The organism is Bradyrhizobium cedriense (genome assembly GCF_054602315.1).
The window spans coordinates 1,056,453-1,074,942 of record NZ_JBTSWB010000001.1 but is presented as its reverse complement, the minus strand read 5'-3'; the positions used below and the strand labels follow the sequence as shown (position 1 = coordinate 1,074,942).

Sequence of the window (18,490 nt, the reverse complement as noted above, 5' to 3'; positions counted from 1 at the left end):
GCAGGCTTGCGTCCTCCACAACACGCACCAAGGGAGCAGCGCCCGTGAGCAAGATGACCCCGCAGGAGATGGCCCGAAAGATCGGATCCGGCCTCCTGTCTTTCCCCGTCACGCCGTTCAGGGCTGACTACTCCTTCGACGAGACGGCCTACCGCGCCAACATGGACTGGCTGTGCGGCTATGACGTTGCCGGCCTTTTCGCAGCCGGCGGCACCGGCGAGTTCTTCTCGCTGACTCCGGTCGAGGTTCCCGAGATCGTCAAGGTCGCCGTGGAGGAGACCAAGGACCGCGTGCCGGTGCTTGCCGGCACCGGCTACGGCACCGCGATCGCGCGCGAGATTGCCGTCGGTGCCGAGAAGGCCGGCGCTGACGGCCTGCTGCTATTGCCGCCTTACCTCACCCATTCCGAGCAGGACGGCCTTGCCGCCCATGTCGAGGCCGTCTGCGCCTCCGTGAAGATCGGCGTCATCGTCTACAACCGCGACAACGCCATCCTCCAGCCGGACACGCTGGCCCGCCTCGCCGAGCGCTGCCCGAATCTCGTCGGCTACAAGGACGGCATCGGCGATATCGAGCTGATGACCCGCGTCCACACCAAGCTCGGCGATCGCCTGACCTATATCGGTGGCCTGCCGACCGCGGAGACTTTTGCGCTGCCCTATCTCGACATGGGCGTGACGACCTATTCCTCGGCGGTGTTCAACTTCGTCCCGGAGTTCGCCACCAACTTCTACGCCGCCGTACGCCAACGCGACCATGAGACGATCCATGCAGGCCTGAAGAACTTCATCCTGCCGCTGCTCGCGATCCGCAACCGCAAGAAGGGCTATGCGGTCTCGATCATCAAGGCCGGCATGAAAGTGATCGGCCGCGACTCCGGTCCGGTCCGCCCGCCGCTCACCGATCTCACCGAACGGGAGATGGCGGAACTGACGGCGCTGGTGAAGAATCTGCCCGCCATCCGATCGACACAACAGGCGGCAGAATAACGGACGACAACGGGAGGAGCGTGCGATGGCCCGGACTGATATCTCTGGCGCACCTGTCGTCACGGCGATGCAGGTGATCCCGGTCGCGGGCCGTGACAGCATGCTCCTCAACCTCAGCGGTGCGCACGCCCCGTTCTTCACCCGCAACATCGTTATCCTCGCCGACAATGCCGGTCACACCGGCGTTGGCGAGGTGCCGGGCGGCCAGAAGATCTGGCAGACCCTGCAGGACGCCCGCGATCTCGTCATCGGCAAGACCGTCGGCGCGATGAACAACATCCTCGCCGACATCCGCGCCGCCTTCGCCGACCGCGACGCCGGCGGCCGCGGCAAGCAGACCTTCGACCTCCGGGTGATGATCCACGCGGTCACGGCGATCGAGTCCGCGCTGCTCGATCTGCTCGGCCAGCATCTCGACCTGCCCGTCGCGGCCTTGCTCGGCGAAGGCCAGCAGCGCACCAGCGTCGAGACGCTCGGCTATCTCTTCTTCGTCGGCGACCGGCGCAAGTCGAAGCTCGACTATGTCGCGGGCGAAACCGGCAAGGCGGAATGGTTCAACCTCCGCCATCAGGAGGCGATGACGCCAGCGGCTGTGGTGCGGCTCGCGGAAGCCACCCACGACCATTACGGCTTCGCCGACTTCAAGCTGAAAGGCGGCGTGCTTCGCGGCGAGCAGGAGATCGAGGCGGTCACCGCCCTCGCCAGGTGCTTCCCCAAGGCACGCGTCACGCTGGACCCCAACGGCGCCTGGTCGCTGGATGAAGCGATCAGTCTCTGCAAGGGTATGCACGGCATCCTCGCTTATGCCGAGGACCCCTGCGGCGCCGAGGCCGGCTTCTCCGGCCGCGAGATCATGGCCGAGTTCCGACGCGCCACGGGACTGCCTACAGCCACCAACATGATCGCGACCGACTGGCGGCAGCTCTCCCACGCGCTGCGCTTGGGATCGGTGGACATTCCGCTCGCCGATCCCCATTTCTGGACCATGCAAGGCTCGGTGCGCGTTGCCCAGACCTGCCGTGACAACGGCCTGACCTGGGGATCGCACTCCAACAACCATTTCGACATCTCGCTCGCCATGTTCACCCATGTCGGCGCCGCCGCCCCCGGCAAGGTCACTGCGATCGATACCCACTGGATATGGCAGGACGGCCAGGCGCTCACCAAGGCGCCGCTCCGGATCAAGGGCGGCAAGATCGCCGTCCCCGACAGGCCGGGCCTCGGCATCGAGATCGACCGCGCCGCCATCGAGGCTGCGCATGAGCTCTACAAGAAGCATGGACTTGGCGCCCGGGATGACGCTATGGCCATGCAGGACCTGATCCCGGGCTGGACCTTCGACGACAAGCGTCCCTGCCTCGTGCGATAAGAACGTCGAGCATGATCCCGGAAAAGTGGACACCGGTTTTCCGATAGGATCATGCTCCTTGAACAAGGAGGAAAAAGATGACAGCGATCCTGAAGAACTTCATCGGCGGCGAATGGGTCGACGGCTCCGGCGTCACCAGGAACATCAACCCCTCCAACACCAACGACGTCGTCGGCGAATATGCCAAGGCCGACAAGGCGCAGACCGAGAAGGCGATCGCCGCCGCAAAAGCCGCCTTCCCGGCCTGGGCACGTTCGACGCCGCAGGAGCGCTATGACGCGCTGAACAAGATCTCTGCCGAGATCCTCTCCCGCAAGGAAGAGCTCGGCCGCCTGCTCGCCCGCGAGGAAGGCAAGACCCTGCCGGAAGGGATCGGCGAGGTCGCCCGCGCCGGCCAGATCTTTGCGTTCTTCGCCGGCGAAGCGCTGCGCCTGATGGGCGAGAAGGGCGCCTCGGTCCGTCCCGGCCTCGACGTCGAGCTCACCCGGGAGCCGGTCGGCATCGTCGGCATGATCACGCCCTGGAATTTCCCGATCGCGATTCCGGCCTGGAAGATCGCGCCCGCGCTCTGCTACGGCAACACCGTGGTGTTCAAACCAGCCGAGCTGGTGCCGGGCTCGGCGCATGCGCTATCCGAGATCATCACCCGCTCGGGCATTCCGGCCGGCGTGTTCAATCTCGTGGTCGGCTCCGGCTCCGTGGTCGGCCAGACGCTGCTCGAGCATCCCGACGTCGCGGCGATCTCCTTCACCGGCTCGGTGCAGACCGGCCGCAAGATCGCGCAAGCCTGCGTGCTCTCGAACCCGATGAAGAAATTCCAGCTCGAGATGGGCGGCAAGAATCCGCTGGTCGTGCTCGACGACGCGGATCTCAAGACCGCCGTCGAAGTCGCCGTCAACGGCGCCTATTTCTCCACCGGCCAGCGCTGCACGGCCTCCTCCCGCCTGATCGTTACCGAAGGCATCCATGACCGCTTCGTCGCGGCGATGGCAGAGCGGCTGAAGGCCCTGTCGGTGGACGACGCGCTCAAGGCCGGCGTGCATATCGGCCCCGTCGTCGATCAGAGCCAGCTTGACCAGGACCTGCGCTACATCAAGATCGGCCAGGACGAGGGCGCCAAGCTCGCCTTCGGCGGCGAGTTGCTCAAGCGGGAGAACCCCGGTCATTATCTCCAGCCGGCGCTGTTCACCGAAGCCAGCAACAACATGCGCATCGCGCGCGAGGAGATCTTCGGCCCCGTCGCCGCCGTCATCCGCGCCAAGAACTACGAGGAGGCGCTGGCGATCTCCAACGACACCGAGTTCGGCCTCGCCTCCGGCATCTGCACCACCAGCCTGAAATACGCCTCGCACTACAAGCGCAACAGCGAGTCCGGCATGGTCATGGTCAACCTGCCGACCGCCGGCGTCGACTATCACGTCCCGTTCGGCGGCCGGAAGGGATCGAGCTACGGCGCCCGCGAGCAGGGTTCCTATGCGCGCGAGTTCTACACCACGGTGAAGACCGCCTATACGTATCCCGGCTGATGGGCAGGTATCGTAGGGTGGGTTAGCGCAGCGTAACCCACCTCCTCTGGTTCGACGGATGCAGACTGTGGTGGGTTACGCTGCGCTAACCCACCCTACATTTCGGAGTCCGCATGGACCAGGACGTCACGGCGAAAGAGCAGCCCCGCTACATCAAGCTCAACGAGCGCGACAACGTCGCGATCGTGGTCAATGATTTCGGGCTTCCGGCCGGCTCCCGCTTCGCCTGCGGACTGAGGCTGCGCGCCTTCGTGCCGCAAGGCCACAAGACCGCGCTGGTCGACATCGCGCAAGACGCGCCGATCGTCCGCTACGGCGAGGTGATCGGCTATGCGCTGTCGCCGATCCAGGCCGGCGAATGGGTGGATGAAGCCCGCATCCGCATGCCGGAGGCCCCTGCCCTCGACAGGCTGGAAATCTCGACCGCCGTCCCCGCGCCGTTGCCGCCGCTCGAAGGTTTCACCTTCGAGGGTTATCGCAATCCGGACGGCTCGGTCGGCACCAAGAACATCCTCGGCATCTCCTCCTCCGTGCAATGCGTCAAGGGCACGATGGAATATGCGGTCAAGCGCATCCGCGCCGAGTTGTTGCCGAAATATCCGAACGTCGATGACGTCGTGCCGCTGACCCATGCCTATGGCTGCGGCGTCGCCATCAATGCCCCCGACGCGGTGGTGCCGATCCGCACCCTGCAGAACCTCGCGCTCAATCCCAATTTCGGCGGCGAGATCCTGGTCGTCGGCCTCGGCTGCGAGAAGCTCGCGCCCGAGCGTCTGGTACCGGAAGGCATGCGCGATGCCATCGTCCGCATGCAGGACGAAGCCTTCGACGGCTTTGGCGCCATCGTCGACGCGATCATGACCCAGGCCGAGGCGCGGCTGAAGGTGCTCAACACCCGCACGCGCGAGACCTGCCCGGCCTCCGATCTCGTCATCGGCCTGCAATGCGGCGGCAGCGACGCCTTCTCCGGTGTCACTGCGAACCCGGCCGTCGGCTTCGCCGCGGACCTGCTGGTGCGCGCCGGCGCCACCGTGATGTTCTCGGAAGTCACCGAGGTGCGCGACGCCATCCAGCTTCTGACGCGCCGCGCCATCAACGAGGATGTCGGCCGGGCGCTGGTGCGCGAGATGGCCTGGTACGACGCTTACCTCGCCCGCGGCGGCGCCGATCGCAGCGCCAACACCACGCCCGGCAACAAGAAGGGCGGACTCGCCAACATCGTCGAGAAGTCGCTGGGCTCGATCGTCAAGTCGGGCTCGAGCGCCATCACCGGCGTGCTCTCGCCCGGCGAGAAGGCCACGCAGAAGGGCATGCTGTTCGCGGCAACCCCGGCATCGGACTTCATCTGCGGCACGCTCCAGCTCGCCTCCGGCATGACGCTGCAGGTGTTCACCACCGGCCGCGGCACGCCCTATGGCCTCGCGGCCGCACCTGTGATCAAGGTTGCCACCCGCAGCGAGCTCGCCCGCCGCTGGAAGGACCTGATCGACTTCGATGCCGGTCGCATCGCCACCGGCGAGAAGACCATCGAGGAATGCGGCTGGGACCTGTTCCGCCTCATCCTCGACGTCGCCAGCGGTCGCACCAAGCCATGGTCGGACCGCTGGGGCATCCACAACGATCTCACGCTTTTCAATCCGGCGCCGGTGACCTGAGCGAGGCGAGCGCGACGAAACCGTTCTGAAACAGAACCGCAGAAAGTCTCGTCTTCGCTTCATCGCGTTCGCATTGCGCAACCAAGTATCTTCGCCGAAGGCAATCGGAATGCTCGCACAGGAGCGAACCTGTTCCGGCATCGATGCGACCAAACCTCCGATTGACATCCTCCACGGAGATTTTCCAATGCGCATTCTCTCGATGTTTGCCGTTGCCGGCGCCATGATTGCGAGTTCGACTGGCGCCTTCGCCAACGAGCTTCCCTCTTACGAAGTGACGTCGTTCCCGATCTCGGCGACGCAGGTGCAGGTGCTCGGCGGCGCAGGGGTCCAGGAGCAGTCGGCCGCGCCCGCGATGATGGTCGCCGGCATGCCCGCCTCACCCACACAGGTTTCGGTGCTGTCGCCGCGGGTCAAGCGGCTCGCGCGTGCGAGTTCGGACAGCGAGGCGCGTTGAGCCGCTCATCGTCATTCCGGGTCGCAGTGCGGACCCTGGTGCGCATTTGCGCGCCCGAGAATCCCGCATAGCGACCTCCAGATTCCGGGTGCAACGCTCGCGCGTCGCCCCGGAATGAGATCGCAGGACTTGCTGCGCTTACGTCATGCTGCCCGGCATGAAGCAGCGTACGCGCGGATGGCCGTCGATATAGTGCTTCCACACCATCGTGCGGCCGATCTTGTTCGGCACGGTGATGACGGCACCGTCAGGGACGACGACCCACTCGCCGTCGAGATGCACGCGGTAACGTCCCTGATTGGACTCCCAGTCGACGTCGGCGACGACATAGCCGTCGGCATCCGAGCAGCACTGCCCGAATTCGCTGTGCAGGCTCTCGAACCAGGGTTTGAGCGGCGAGTTGGCGAAACGCCCGTCGTCGCGCGCCAGCGCCGACGTCGCCACCAGCGCCGTCAGTGCGAGCAGTGGCGCCGCACACAATCTTGCAGATCGCATATCGTCTCCGCGGATCGAAGTGATCGTCGCGAGGGACAACGCGCCGCGCCCGCCTTCCGCGGCTCAGCGAAAGGGTTGAAGGGCAGCGACTCCTTCTCCCGCCGCTTGCGGACAGCTATGCAAATCCGGCGCCAGCATGCATTCCGGGCAATGACTGAAGCGGACCGGGCCCGCGTTCGTCTTTCGGCGGGATGGTCGCCGCTGACCTTACTGCTTGGGCGCGGGCGCCATCATCCCGCCCCCCTTCTTCGCCGCGGGTGCCGGCGGCTTGGTGGCTGCTGCCTGCGCGGGCAGGTATTTTGCGACGATGGCAGGATCCACCTGGGCGATGTAGGCATCCGGCAGGCGCGTCCAGGTCTCGTCCTTGCCGAGCAACGCGATGCCGAGATAGCCGCGCAGGGTCAGGGTCTGGCCATCAGGACTGACCTTCATGTTGGCCTTCCAGATCTGGCCGTCGCGCGGATTGAGCACGTTGCCGCCTTCGTACTTCAATCCTTCGCGCTTCATGTTGCGGACGAAGGAGATGCCGAGAACGGGCGCGTTCTTGCGATCGTCGGTGCACTTGCTGCAAACCTCGTTCGGATCGTCGGTTGGCCGCGGGAAGGTCTTTGCGATCACACCTTCGAAGATGCCGTTGCGGTCGATGAAGAGGAACCATCCGACCGTCTTGCCGTCTTCGACCTTCTGCCAGAGTCCCGCCGCCGTGGGCTCGGCGGTCTGCGCCGCACACGGCGTCACCGTCGCGAGCGACAAGGCGAGCGTGACGAAGGGGAGCAGCCGAAAGCTGGAAAGAAGTGTCCGCATAATCATCACCTTGCTATGCCAATCAATTGCTAGCCGCGACCGGAATGGCCACAGACTACGGCGATTTCGCGAACGGCTCCAGCACCAGAAACATGGGGCATCGCATTCCAGCCCCGCCTGCGTCAGTTGACACCGAGCTTCTTTTGCAGGCTGGAGGACGAAGTCGTGTACTGGAACACGAGCCGCTTCTCCGGATAGACGTAACGATGGGCTTTTTGCGACATCAGCGCGCCCTCGTGGAAGCCGCACAGGATCAGCTTGATCTTGCCGGGGTAGGTGTTGATGTCGCCGATCGCGAAAATGCCCGGCACGTTGGTCTCGAACGCGGACGTCTCGACCGGCACCAGATTGTTCTCGAGCGCAATGCCCCAGTTCGCGACCGGGCCGAGTTTCATGGTCAGCCCGAAGAATGGCAGCATGGTGTCGCAGGCGACCTCGGTGATGCTGTTGTCATTGCCCTTGACGGTCGCACCTGTGAGCTTGCCGTCGGCACCCGAGAGCGCGGTGACCTGGCCAAGCCTGAGATCCATCTTGCCGCTGGCGACCAGCGCGCGCATCTGCTCGACGCTGTGGGGCGCGGCGCGAAACTCGTCGCGTCGGTGCAACAGCGTGATGCGCTTGGCCAGCGGATGCAGATTGAGCGTCCAGTCGAGCGCTGAATCGCCGCCACCGACGATCAGCACGCTCTTGTCCCTGAACGTCTCCATCTTGCGCACGGCGTAATGCACCGAGGTGCCTTCATAGGCCTCGATCCCGGGCACCGGCGGGCGCTTGGGCTGGAACGAGCCGCCACCGGCCGCGATCACCACCACCTTGCATTCGAACACCTTGCCGGTATCGGTGGTGCAGCGAAAGGCGGGATCGCCGATCTTCTCCACGGTCTCGATCATCTCGCCGAGATGGAAGGTCGGATGGAACGGCTTGATCTGCTCCATCAGCGCATCGGTCAGCCCCTGGCCCGACACCTGCGGAATGCCGGGAATGTCGTAGATCGGTTTTTCCGGATAGAGCTCGGCGCATTGTCCGCCGACCTTGTCGAGGATGTCGACGAAGTGCGCCTTCATGTCGAGAAGGCCGAGCTCGAAGGCGGCGAACAGACCGCAAGGGCCGGCGCCAATAATCAGCACATCGGTTTTGATCACGTCGCTCATGTCGTCTCTTTATCGGTTGGACGGCGCCCGGCGGGCAGAGGTGACCCTGCCTGTCTAGCCAACGGGGATGGATCAGGGAAGGCATAAAAGCGGGAGCGCCCCGCAGCCGCACCCACTTGCCGGGCCATAATAACTGGGCTGTAACGAGCAGGGATATGACGGAGATCAATCGGTGAACGCACCAAGCCGCCTCGATACGACGCCGCGCCTGGAGGACTACCCCTACCGCCTCAGCGACAACGTCCGCTTCGGCGATCTCGATCCCAATCAGCACGTCAACAACGCGGTCTACGCCACCTATTTCGAGACCGGCCGTGTCACGCTGATGAAGCTCCCCGAGTACGGACTGACGCCGCCGGGCCTTGCCTGGATCATGGTGCGGCTCGACATCCATTTCCGCGCCGAGTTGCATTGGCCGAACACGATCGAGCTCGGCCTCGGCGTGGTCAAGCTGGGGCGAACGTCAGTCACGTTCGAGCAGGCGGTGTTCTCGCAAGGAAAGTGCATCGCGTCGGCGAATTCGGTCGGCGTCATGATCGACGAAGCCTCGCGGCGGCCGACGCCGCTCACTGCGGAGGTGATCGCGAGGCTCAAACCCTGGCACAAGCGCGGCATCGAGGTCGCGCCGCCGAGCGCATGATTCAGTCGTAAGAGATCAGGTCTGTGAGGATCAGGCCTGGCGTTCCGGCGTCGCCACCACCAGCCCGTCGAGATCGTCAGAGACCTTGATCTGACAGGACAGACGCGAATTCGGACGCACGTCGAAGCCGAAGTCGAGCATGTCCTCTTCCATCGGCGTCGGGCTGCCGACCTTCTCGCGCCAGGCTTCGTCGACATAGACATGGCACGTCGCGCAAGCGCAGGCGCCGCCGCATTCGGCTTCGATGCCGGGGATGCTGTTGCGGATCGCGGCTTCCATCACGGTTGCGCCGTTCTCGATTTCCACCGTGCGGGTTTCGCCCTTGTGGTCGACAAAGTGAATCTTGGCCATGTCTGCTCGTGCTGCCGCGGTGCTTGGAATGAAGGAGGGTCCGGCTGTCCTATAACGGGTCGATTAGCCCGGCGCCATAGCGTTTTGATGCGAAATGAATCCCGCTTTGCGGGAAGAAAAAGCGTCAAAACAAGAGAGTAGAGGCCGATTCCGACCGTACCGGCTTACGGCTTCAGGATCGCCGCGATTGCGGCGCGGGCGTCCGTCACCGCCTCCTTCAGCGCGGCGAGAGCATGGGGCCGGCCATGCCCGGTCCGGATCGCGGTCTCGAGGCTGGCGGCGGCATCGGCCACGGCAAAGGCACCAATCCCTCGCGCCGAACCCTTGAGCTTGTGTGCAAGCGCGCCGGTCTCGGCGGGCATCGCTGCCATTGCTGCCAGCAGGCGGACCGCCTGCTCGGCGAACATCGCCAAAACTTCCTGTTCCAGTTCAGTGTCGCCGAGCGTCATCCGGGCGAGATGATCGAGGTCGAGCGGACGATCGATGGGAGCAAGCGGGGGCGAAGGCATCCAGTCCATCCGTTGCAGTTCAGGCGTCATGGCGCAGGCCCCGGCATCGCGCGGCGGCCGCCGGTCCGGCGGTCAGTTCCCCTCACCCAAGCATGGAAATGGTTAACGAAATGTTCGCGCTGTTTGACGTAGATATGCCTGCTTATTGACGAAAAGTTGCCGCAATCGGCCGAGTCCGGTGGAGAATTGCATTTATTGCTAAGGCGTTACGGCGCGATCCTGTTAACGATGATTAAGATTGTCTTAATCGCGGGCATTTCATTCGCGACGCTCTGCCAATAGGATGTTGCGGAAATTGGCGGACAAGCCGTCCGGGTGGGGACGGCTCGGAGATCCGCGCAAGCGGCATGATCCGGTCTGTGGGCTTGCGCCGCGCGCAGGGCTCGCGGGGGGACGCGTACAAGTAACGAGGGCTCGGACTGAACATGGCGAACACTCCGAAAAAGGTCAAAGACCCCACAGAAGTTGCGCTTTCTGCGATCCAGGAAGCCCTGAACATCAGCGACACCGCTGCGGATACGAGCCGCAACGCCACGATGCGCAACGAAACGGCGCCCGCAGTGGCGCCGCCTGCGCCTCCGATCTTCGACGAGCCGAACTTCGAGCCGCGACCGGCCGCCAATGAGCGGGCAACCGTGTTCGACCCGGTCGAGGAGCCGCGGACCTCGCGCCGCGCCGCCAACGACGACCGCGAGACCATCGGCCAGCTGCTCCAGGCGCTTCAGAAGGGCCGCCCCGCCCGCAGCGTCTACACCTTCGCCACCATCTTCGCCGGCATCTGGCTCGCCGCCTGCGCCGCGCTCACCGTCGGCTTCCTGCCCTCGATCCAGGCCGCCATGGGCCAGAGCGGCGGCGTGCTCGTCATCGCCGGTCTCGTCGCGATGTTCTTCGCGCCGATCATGCTGTTCTATTTCCTCGCCAGCCTCGTCTGGCGCGGCCAGGAAATGCGCATGATCGCGCAGGCGATGGCGCAGGTCGCAATCCGCTTCTCCGAGCCGGAAGGCTCTGCCTCCGATTCCATGGTCACGGTGGGCCAGGCCATTCGCCGCGAGGTTGCGGCGATGGGCGATGGCATCGAGCGCGCGATCGCGCGCGCCGGCGAGCTCGAGACTCTGGTCGCCAATGAGGTCGCCGCGCTCGAACGCGCCTATTCCGACAACGAGGTGCGTATCCGCGCCCTCCTCCAGGACATCGCGCATCAGCGCGACAACCTGGTCGGCCAGGCCGAGCAGGTCCGCAGCGCCATTTCCGGCGTGCAGATCGACCTTCGCCACGACATCGCTCTGATTTCCGACGCGATCGCCTCGCGCGTCGACGAAGTCGCGAAGTCCATCACCGGCGCACTGGAAGAGCGCGGCGCCCACATCACCCAGGCGCTGAGCAATGCCGGCGACAACATGATTCTCGCGCTCGGCGAGCGCGGCGGCGATCTGCTCGACCGCCTGGAGGAAGCCAGCTCCGAGACCACGCGCGCCGTGCTCGATGCCAGCGAGCGGCTGACCACCAGCCTCAACTTCAAGACCGGCCACGTCCACGACGAGTTCGTCGATCTCGCCGATCGCGTGCATGAGATGCTGAACGAGCGCATCGACCGCATCACCGGCGAATTCGAGCAGCGCTCCGCCGCGATCGTCGACGGCATCTCCGAGCGCACCGAGCAGGTGCATGACAGCCTGAAGAACTCGTCGGATTCGCTGCTACTCGAGCTCGAGCTGCGCTCCAACGACCTCTCGGCCAAGATCGACGACGCCGGCAACCGGCTCGCCAGCCACATCATGACGAGCGGCGACAAGGCGAGCGATGCGCTCGACGCCACCGTCAACACCCTGGTCGCCAAGGTCGTCAGCCAGACCGAGACCGCGCACGACTCGCTGTCGCTGCAGATGAGCGCCTTCGACGAGCTCGTCAGGAATCAGGGCACCGAGCTGGTCGAGAAGTTCGCCCGCGATTCCGGCACGCTGGGCGCGCTGATCACGCGCCACATCTCCGAGTTCGACCGCACCGTGAAGACCTTCGGCGGCGAGATCGTCGAGCGCATGGGCCAGCGCACGCAGGACATCGCCGAGACGCTGAAGACCTACGTCGACAATTTCGACACGCGCTTCACGTCGAACGGCGGCCAGATCACCGCCGTTCTGGACCAGCGGCTGGTGCAGTTCGAGACCACGATCGGCGAACGCGTCTCCAACCTCGACACCTCGCTGAACGGCAAGATCGCCAGCCTCGACGGCACGATCGAAGGCCACATCAGGACCTTCGACGAGCAGCTGGTCGGCCGGGTCGCCGCGCTGGAGCAGTCGCTCGACAACCGCGCCCACTCCATGACCGAGACCATCGACGGCCGCATCAACACGCTGGCGACGTCGCTGACCGACGGCGCCGCGCAGGCGATCCAGTCGATCGACTCCCGTCTCACCCACCTCACGATGTCGCTCACCAGCGGCGCAACGCAGGCCATCGAAACGATCGACTCGCGCCTCAACTATCTCACGACGTCGCTGACCGACGGTGCATCCCAGACGATCCAGTCGATCGACACCAGGCTGACGCACCTCACGACGACGCTCACCGGCGGCGCGACGCAGGCGCTCGAATCCATCGACTCCCGCCTCACCTACCTGACCACCGCCGTGACGAACGGCGCCACGCAGGCCGTGCAGTCGATCGACATGCGCCTGACGCTGCTGGGCTCGACGCTCACGGACGGCACCGCGCAGGCGATCGAGGCGGTCGATCGCCGCATCACCGGCGTCACCGAGATCATCGACGGCCGCAGCGCGCACCTGACCGACACGGTCACCGCGCGCTTCCAGGAGATCCACCAGGCGATCGAGACCAAGGTCGGCTCTGTCGCAAACGACATCGACGTGCGCGTGGCGCAGTTCGAGGACCTGCTCGGCTCGCGCGTCGAGGCCGTCGCCGGCCGCATCGAAAGCAGCGGACGCCAGGCCAGCGAGGACATGATGTCCCGCGCCGAGATGATCTCGACCGCGATCCGCTCGCATGTCGAGGACGCCGAGCGCTCGCTCACCAACCTCGTCGTCAACACCAGCGAGACGATCCAGACCGGCGCGCGCACCGCTCAGCAGTCGCTGATGACGGTCTCCTCCGACGTCAACGCCCAGCTCAAGATGACTGCTGCAGAAGTCGAGCACGCGCTGACCGCGGTCGGCACCGGCGCGGCAAACTCGATCCTGACCAGCGCCCGCGAAGCGCAATCGACGCTGGTTGCGGCGTCGGGCGATGCCTCCACCCAGATCAAGGGGCTCGCGGCCGACGTCGAACGCACGCTGTCGTCGGCAGGCGCTGCCACCGCAGCCTCGATCCTGGCCGGCGCCCGCGAGGTGCAGACCACCCTCGTCACGGCATCCTCGGATGCTGCCAACCAGGTCAAGACGCTCACCGCCGACGTGCAGCGTTCGCTCACCATGGCCGGCACCACCACGGCGGAATCGATCACCGCCGGCGCCCGCGATGCGCAGAGCGCGCTGATCGCGGCGTCGACCGAAACCGCCAACCAGATCAAGACGCTGTCCTCGGACGTGCAGCGCTCGCTCACGATGGCGGGTACCTCGACGGCCGAGACCATCGTCAGCGGCGCCCGCGAGGCCCAGAACACGCTGGTCACGGCGTCCTCGGATGCGGCGAGCCAGGTCAAGTCGCTCGCGGCCGAAGTGCATCGTTCGCTCTCGCAGGTCGGCCAGTCCACCGCCGAGACGATCACCACCAGCGCCCGGGACGCCCAGAGCACCCTGCTCGCAGTCTCGGCCGAACAGACCAGCCAGGTCCGTTCGCTCGCGGCCGAGATGCAGCGCGCGCTGGCGACCGCCGGCGGCGCCACCATCGAGGCGCTCACCAGCGGCGTCCGCGAGGCCCAGGGCACGCTGATCTCCGCCTCGACGGATGCGGCGAGCCAGATCAAGTCGCTGACGACGGACATCGAGCGCACGCTGACCGCGGTCGGCGCCGATACCGCCTCGACCATCCTCAACAGCGCACGTGAGGCGCAGATCTCGCTGACCTCGACCTCGGCCGACGCCGCAAGTCAGATCCGCACGATCTCGAGCGAGATCGAGCGTACGCTGAGCGCGGCCGCCGCCAACGCGACCAACGACATTCAGACCAGCGCGCTCAACGCCCAGAACGCGCTGGTATCCGCCTCCAACGAGGCGAGCTCGCGGGTCAAGTCGAGTTCGTCCGACGTCGAACGCTCGGTGCTCGCCGCAAGCAGCAGCTTCGGCCAGGCCATGACCGGCAAGACCGACGAGATCGTCACCTATGTGCAGCAACAGGCCGACCGTCTGTCGAATATGATCGACGCCAAGCGCGGCACGCTGGTCGATGCGATCGGGTCCAAGGCCAGCCAGCTCACCCTCGACATCGACCGCGTCACCTCCGACGCGCTGAAGTCGATCGAGACGCGCGGCCAGGCCTTCTCGCAGACCATGATGGGCAACGGCTCGGAAGTCGCCCGCACCATCAACGCGGCGAGCGAGATCGCCACGAACGCGGTCGGCAAATCCCTCAAGGACCTCGAGCAGGCCTCGCGTTCCGCGATCGATCAGTCGCGGCAGGTCTCGATCGCGGCCGTCACCGAGATGCAGGAGACCAGCAAGATCCTGCGCACCGACACGGTGGCTCTGTTCGAGCGTCTGCGCGAAGGCAACATCCTGCTCCAGGAGGTGCTGACCGGTGCGCACGACAATCTCAACTCGCTCGAGCGGGCGCTGGTGACGCGTGTCGCCGACTTCGTCTCGGCCATGAACGACGTCACCTCGCGCAACGGCGCTGCGACGCAGAACCTGGAAGAACAGCTCAACGTCTTCAACAGCAAGACCACGAAGGCGCTCCAGGATCTCGGCGAGCTGTCGACCCAGTTCGACAAGCACGGCCAGGCGCTGGTCGAGGCCGCGCAGGTCGTCGAGCAGAGCAACAAGAACACCACTGCTTCGCTCGCCGAACGCAAGCAGGCGCTGGAATCCCTCGTCACCACGATCGACCTGCGCACGGCCGATCTCGACCAGCGGCTGTCGCGCTTCACCGGTCTGCTCGATGAATCCCTTGCCGCGGCCGAAGAGCGCGCCCGCGACATCGCCCGCGTCGTCGCGGAGACCGCCGGCGCAGGCTCCGCCGCGATCACCCGCCAGTTCGAGGCGGTGCGCGCGGCGTCCGAGGAGGAGCACCGGCAGACCGTCGAGGCGATGCACGACATCTACCGCCAGACCACCGACGAGGCGGATGCGATGTTCAAGCAGTCGACCGAGAAGTTCACCAACCTCGTCTCCAGCATGAAGCAGATGGCCTTCGAGATGCACAACGAGCTCGAAGCCACCCGCAACGAGCTGCGCCGCGGCGTGCTCGAGATGCCGCAAGAGGCCGCCGAGAGCACGGCGCAGATGCGCAAGGTGATCGTCGACCAGATCGAGGCCCTCGCCGAGCTCAACCGCATCGTGGCCCAGCATGGCCGCGGGCTCGACGTCACCACGGCGGGCCGCGCCAGCGTGCAGCGCCAGGAGGAGCCGGTGCTGGCAGCCGTCGGCGGCCGCGTCACCGAGACCCGCGTGCGCGACACCGGCAGCGCCTCGACGCTGCCGCCGCCGGACCTCGGCATGCCGGCCGCGCGCCGCACCGACGCGCCGCCGGTCGCCCCCAGCACCAACGACCAGGCCCGCGACGGCTGGCTGTCGGATCTGTTGAACCGCACGGACGCAAACCAGGGCGCTCCGACCGGACGTGAGGCTCCCCGTGGCCGCGCTGCACCCGCTCCCGCTCCGCAGCCGCAGGCACCGCAAGGTGGCGGCAATCCGCTGGAATCGCTGTCGCTCGACATCGGCCGGCTGATGGACCGCAACCTTGCTGCCGAGATGTGGGACCGCTACCAGCGCGGCGAGAACAAGGCCTTCACCAAGCGCCTCTACACGCCCGCCGGCCAGAAGGCCTTTGACGAGGTCGCCCGCAAGTACCGCGCCGACCGCAGCTTCAAGGGCACGGTCGACCGCTACGTCGCCGAGTTCGAGCGCCTGCTCGACGAAGTCGCCCGCGACGGCCGCGGCCCGCACGAGCTGCGCAGCCACCTGACCTCCGAGACGGGGCTGGTGTACACGCTACTCGCGCACGCGGCGGGCCGGCTGGGGTGACAGGCGGATAGCTTCAGCGAAACGCAGACGAGAACGGAGGCCTCATGGCCTCCGTTTTGTTTGAGCTTCTCATTGGATGCGAGATCGTAAGCGATGAGCAATCCAGGCTGTCCCCGCAAAGAGCAATCGCAGCTGTGATAAGTGCGCAGCGCGCCGGATATGGGTCTGTCGCGGCTCGCATGTCTCTCAGTCGAGTATGAGGATGCAACCCTTCACCGGCGCTTCGCGGCACATTCTCCGCTAGGGAAGCATCCACATACCTTGGATCCCGGCCATCGTTGGCCGCGTCTGCTCCCGGCTCCACCGTGAGCACCTCCACCGGCTCCGCACGGCTGCGAAAGCGGATGATTGGCGGGTTTGAGCAAGTCCGAAGCTGATCCGACTGCCGCGTTGGAGCGTTACGGTTTGGTTGAAGGTAGAGGCGACCACCCGTGCTGTCCAAGGTACTCGATGTCAGACCAAGATAATCCCCACCGCAAGGCCGCGATTCAGTATTTGTGCTGGGCTGTCGAGGAAATCGAAAAAGCAGGCAAGCAAGAAGCCGCCCGCCACGTCCGCGCTGCGTTGAAATGCTTGCAGGAGGCTCCAACGTCACGAGATCGGAGATCCCTCGCCGTATAATCCTTAACGTGGCGGCCGAGCCGGGAGGAGCGCAGCCAGACCGCCTCCTCGGAAATAGTCGTCATTGCTTCGCTTCGCTCGCAATGACGAGGAAAGACTCTCCGCCTACTGCCGCCTGGGCGCGGGTGCGGCGGCCGGCTTTGGCGGCTCGGGTGGCGGCGCCGGCGGCGCGCTGCTGTTGCTGGCGCCGAACAGCACGCGGGTCGGGTTGCGGTCGAAATTGTTCACGGCGCGGCTGATGTCGCCGAGGGTGCGGCGGCCGTCGGCCATCAATGCGCCGGAGCGCTTGTCGAAGTCCTCGGCGAGCTCGCGGATCGACTTCACCGCCTGGAACAGCTCGCCACCGTCCTTGCCACCGGCCAGCGTGTTGAGGCCGACCATGAGATTGTCGGCCTTGAGCATCACGCCGTCGACCTTGGCCATCACGCCGTCGATCTTCTCGGAATTGCGCGCCAGCGAGTTGGTGAAGGTCTCGAGATTCTTCAGCGAGTTCTTCACCGTTTCCTGATTGTCGGCGACGATCTTGTTGATGTTCTGCAGCGTGCCGCGGATCGCCTCGGTGACGTCCTGGAGCTTGTTCGGGTCCGCCGTCAGCGTCGGGATGCCGTCCTGGTCGAGCGGCGGCGGCGCCGCGGCCTCCTCGCCGCCCTTGAGCGAGATCGCGGCGACGCCCGTCAGGCCCTGGAACTCCAGACCGACCAGCGTGTCCTTGCGGATCGGGGCGTTGTTCTCGATCATCGCGAGCGCGACAACCCGCCGCGGGTTGTCGAGCTTCACCGAGACCACCTCGCCCACCCTGATACCGTTGAAATTGACGCTGCCGCCGTTGCGCAGGCCTGCCGCAGGCCCCTCGAACACGACGCGCAAGGGGCTGCGCTGCTTGGTGGTGTGCAGCGACTGGAACCACAGCACGAAGCCGATCGCGGCGGCGATCACCGCTAGCGTGAACGATCCGATCAGGACGTAATTCGCCCGCGTTTCCATCAGGTGCTCCGGCTACTCGACCCAGCTACTCAACCCATGACCGCGCGGGCGCGCTTGCCATGAAAATACTGCCTCAGCCAGGGATGCTGCGAGGCCTGCATGTCGGCGATCGACCCTGCCGCAATGATCTTACCGTTCCCTAAAACGGCGATGCGGTCGCATGCTGTGTATAGGCTGTCGAGGTCGTGCGTTACCATGAAAACCGTCAGCCCCAAAGTGCGCTGGAGGGTCCGTACCAACTCGTCGAAGTCGCCGGCGCCGATCGGGTCGAGGCCCGAGGTCGGCTCGTCCAAAAAGACGAGGTCCGGATCGAGCGACAGCGCGCGCGCCAGCGCCACGCGCTTGATCATGCCGCCGGAGAGCTCGGACGGAAAACGTTCGGCGACCTCGGGCTTGAGCCCGACCATGGTCAGCTTGGCCATGGTGATCTCGTCCATCAGCCGCTGCGAAACGCGCAAATATTCGCGCATCGGAAACTGGATGTTCTGCCGTACGGTGAGCGAGGAGAACAGCGCGCCTTGCTGAAACAGCACGCCCCAGCGCCGCTCGACGCTTCGCCGCTGCGACGTGCTGGAGGAATCGAGATCGACGCCGAACACTTCGATGGAGCCTGCGACCTTGGGCACAAGGCCGATGATGGTGCGCGTCAGCACCGACTTGCCCGCGCCCGAGGGGCCGACGAAGCCAAGGATCTCGCCGCGCTTGACGTCGAGATTGAGCCCGTCGAGCACCCGCGTCGTACCGAACTGCACGGTGATGTCGCGGACACGGATGATGGGATTTTGAATTTCGCCTGCCATCG

The 18,490-nt window shown here is 65.5% G+C and carries 14 protein-coding genes; 7 read left to right on the top strand and 7 right to left on the bottom strand.

Going from position 1 to position 18,490, the window contains the following annotated elements:
- Positions 1-44: 44 nt before the first annotated feature.
- The 5 genes from kdgD (at position 45) to ACYCVF_RS05015 (ending at position 5,996) form a co-directional block, all read left to right on the top strand.
- Positions 45-989, top strand: coding sequence for a 5-dehydro-4-deoxyglucarate dehydratase (kdgD, locus tag ACYCVF_RS05035; protein ID WP_459597506.1), 945 nt, complete (start codon positions 45-47; stop codon positions 987-989).
- Between the two features lie 25 nt (positions 990-1,014).
- Entirely contained in the window at positions 1,015-2,358 is a 1,344-nt protein-coding gene (gene gudD, locus ACYCVF_RS05030) for a glucarate dehydratase (protein ID WP_459597504.1), read from the top strand.
- A gap of 77 nt (positions 2,359-2,435) precedes the next feature.
- The gene (locus tag ACYCVF_RS05025; RefSeq protein ID WP_459597502.1) at positions 2,436-3,884 is read left to right on the top strand and encodes an aldehyde dehydrogenase family protein; all 1,449 of its coding nucleotides are present in this window, start codon (positions 2,436-2,438) and stop codon (positions 3,882-3,884) included.
- A gap of 113 nt (positions 3,885-3,997) precedes the next feature.
- Entirely contained in the window at positions 3,998-5,539 is a 1,542-nt protein-coding gene (gene garD / locus ACYCVF_RS05020) for a galactarate dehydratase (protein WP_459597500.1), read from the top strand.
- Between the two features lie 187 nt (positions 5,540-5,726).
- Positions 5,727-5,996: a hypothetical protein gene (locus ACYCVF_RS05015; protein WP_459597498.1), complete on the top strand. Its 270-nt coding sequence runs from the start codon at positions 5,727-5,729 to the stop codon at positions 5,994-5,996.
- Between the two features lie 138 nt (positions 5,997-6,134).
- On the opposite strand, the gene ACYCVF_RS05010 is transcribed toward ACYCVF_RS05015, so the two are convergent.
- The 3 genes from ACYCVF_RS05010 to ACYCVF_RS05000 all read right to left on the bottom strand — a co-directional run bounded on the left by ACYCVF_RS05010 (position 6,135) and on the right by ACYCVF_RS05000 (position 8,446).
- Complete coding sequence (locus tag ACYCVF_RS05010) at positions 6,135-6,491, bottom strand: hypothetical protein (protein ID WP_061025911.1); 357 nt, start codon at positions 6,489-6,491, stop codon at positions 6,135-6,137.
- Positions 6,492-6,698: 207 nt separating this feature from the next.
- The gene (locus ACYCVF_RS05005; protein ID WP_459597495.1) at positions 6,699-7,295 is read right to left on the bottom strand and encodes a DUF2147 domain-containing protein; all 597 of its coding nucleotides are present in this window, start codon (positions 7,293-7,295) and stop codon (positions 6,699-6,701) included.
- 122 nt (positions 7,296-7,417) lie between these two features.
- On the bottom strand, positions 7,418-8,446 hold the full coding sequence (locus ACYCVF_RS05000; RefSeq protein WP_459597493.1) for an NAD(P)/FAD-dependent oxidoreductase: 1,029 nt from the start codon (positions 8,444-8,446) through the stop codon (positions 7,418-7,420).
- A gap of 172 nt (positions 8,447-8,618) precedes the next feature.
- Between ACYCVF_RS05000 and ACYCVF_RS04995 the strand changes: the two genes are divergently transcribed.
- A complete protein-coding gene (locus tag ACYCVF_RS04995; RefSeq protein ID WP_459597491.1) occupies positions 8,619-9,086 on the top strand; it encodes an acyl-CoA thioesterase in 468 nt (155 codons plus the stop codon).
- Between the two features lie 30 nt (positions 9,087-9,116).
- On the opposite strand, the gene ACYCVF_RS04990 is transcribed toward ACYCVF_RS04995, so the two are convergent.
- Together ACYCVF_RS04990 and ACYCVF_RS04985 are read right to left on the bottom strand one after the other, a co-directional pair.
- Positions 9,117-9,437, bottom strand: a complete 321-nt coding sequence (locus ACYCVF_RS04990; RefSeq protein WP_018642875.1) for a 2Fe-2S iron-sulfur cluster-binding protein — start codon at positions 9,435-9,437, stop codon at positions 9,117-9,119.
- Positions 9,438-9,601: 164 nt separating this feature from the next.
- The gene (locus ACYCVF_RS04985; RefSeq protein WP_459597489.1) at positions 9,602-9,976 is read right to left on the bottom strand and encodes an Hpt domain-containing protein; all 375 of its coding nucleotides are present in this window, start codon (positions 9,974-9,976) and stop codon (positions 9,602-9,604) included.
- Between the two features lie 395 nt (positions 9,977-10,371).
- Here ACYCVF_RS04985 and ACYCVF_RS04980 point away from each other — a divergent pair, with 395 nt between their 5' ends.
- On the top strand, positions 10,372-16,083 hold the full coding sequence (locus ACYCVF_RS04980; RefSeq protein WP_459597487.1) for an apolipoprotein A-IV repeat region-like domain-containing protein: 5,712 nt from the start codon (positions 10,372-10,374) through the stop codon (positions 16,081-16,083).
- Positions 16,084-16,809: 726 nt separating this feature from the next.
- Here the strand turns inward: ACYCVF_RS04980 and ACYCVF_RS04975 are convergent.
- Positions 16,810-17,688: an MlaD family protein gene (locus ACYCVF_RS04975; RefSeq protein WP_459597485.1), complete on the bottom strand. Its 879-nt coding sequence runs from the start codon at positions 17,686-17,688 to the stop codon at positions 16,810-16,812.
- Positions 17,689-17,717: 29 nt separating this feature from the next.
- A complete protein-coding gene (locus tag ACYCVF_RS04970; protein WP_459597483.1) occupies positions 17,718-18,488 on the bottom strand; it encodes an ABC transporter ATP-binding protein in 771 nt (256 codons plus the stop codon).
- Positions 18,489-18,490: the final 2 nt, after the last annotated feature.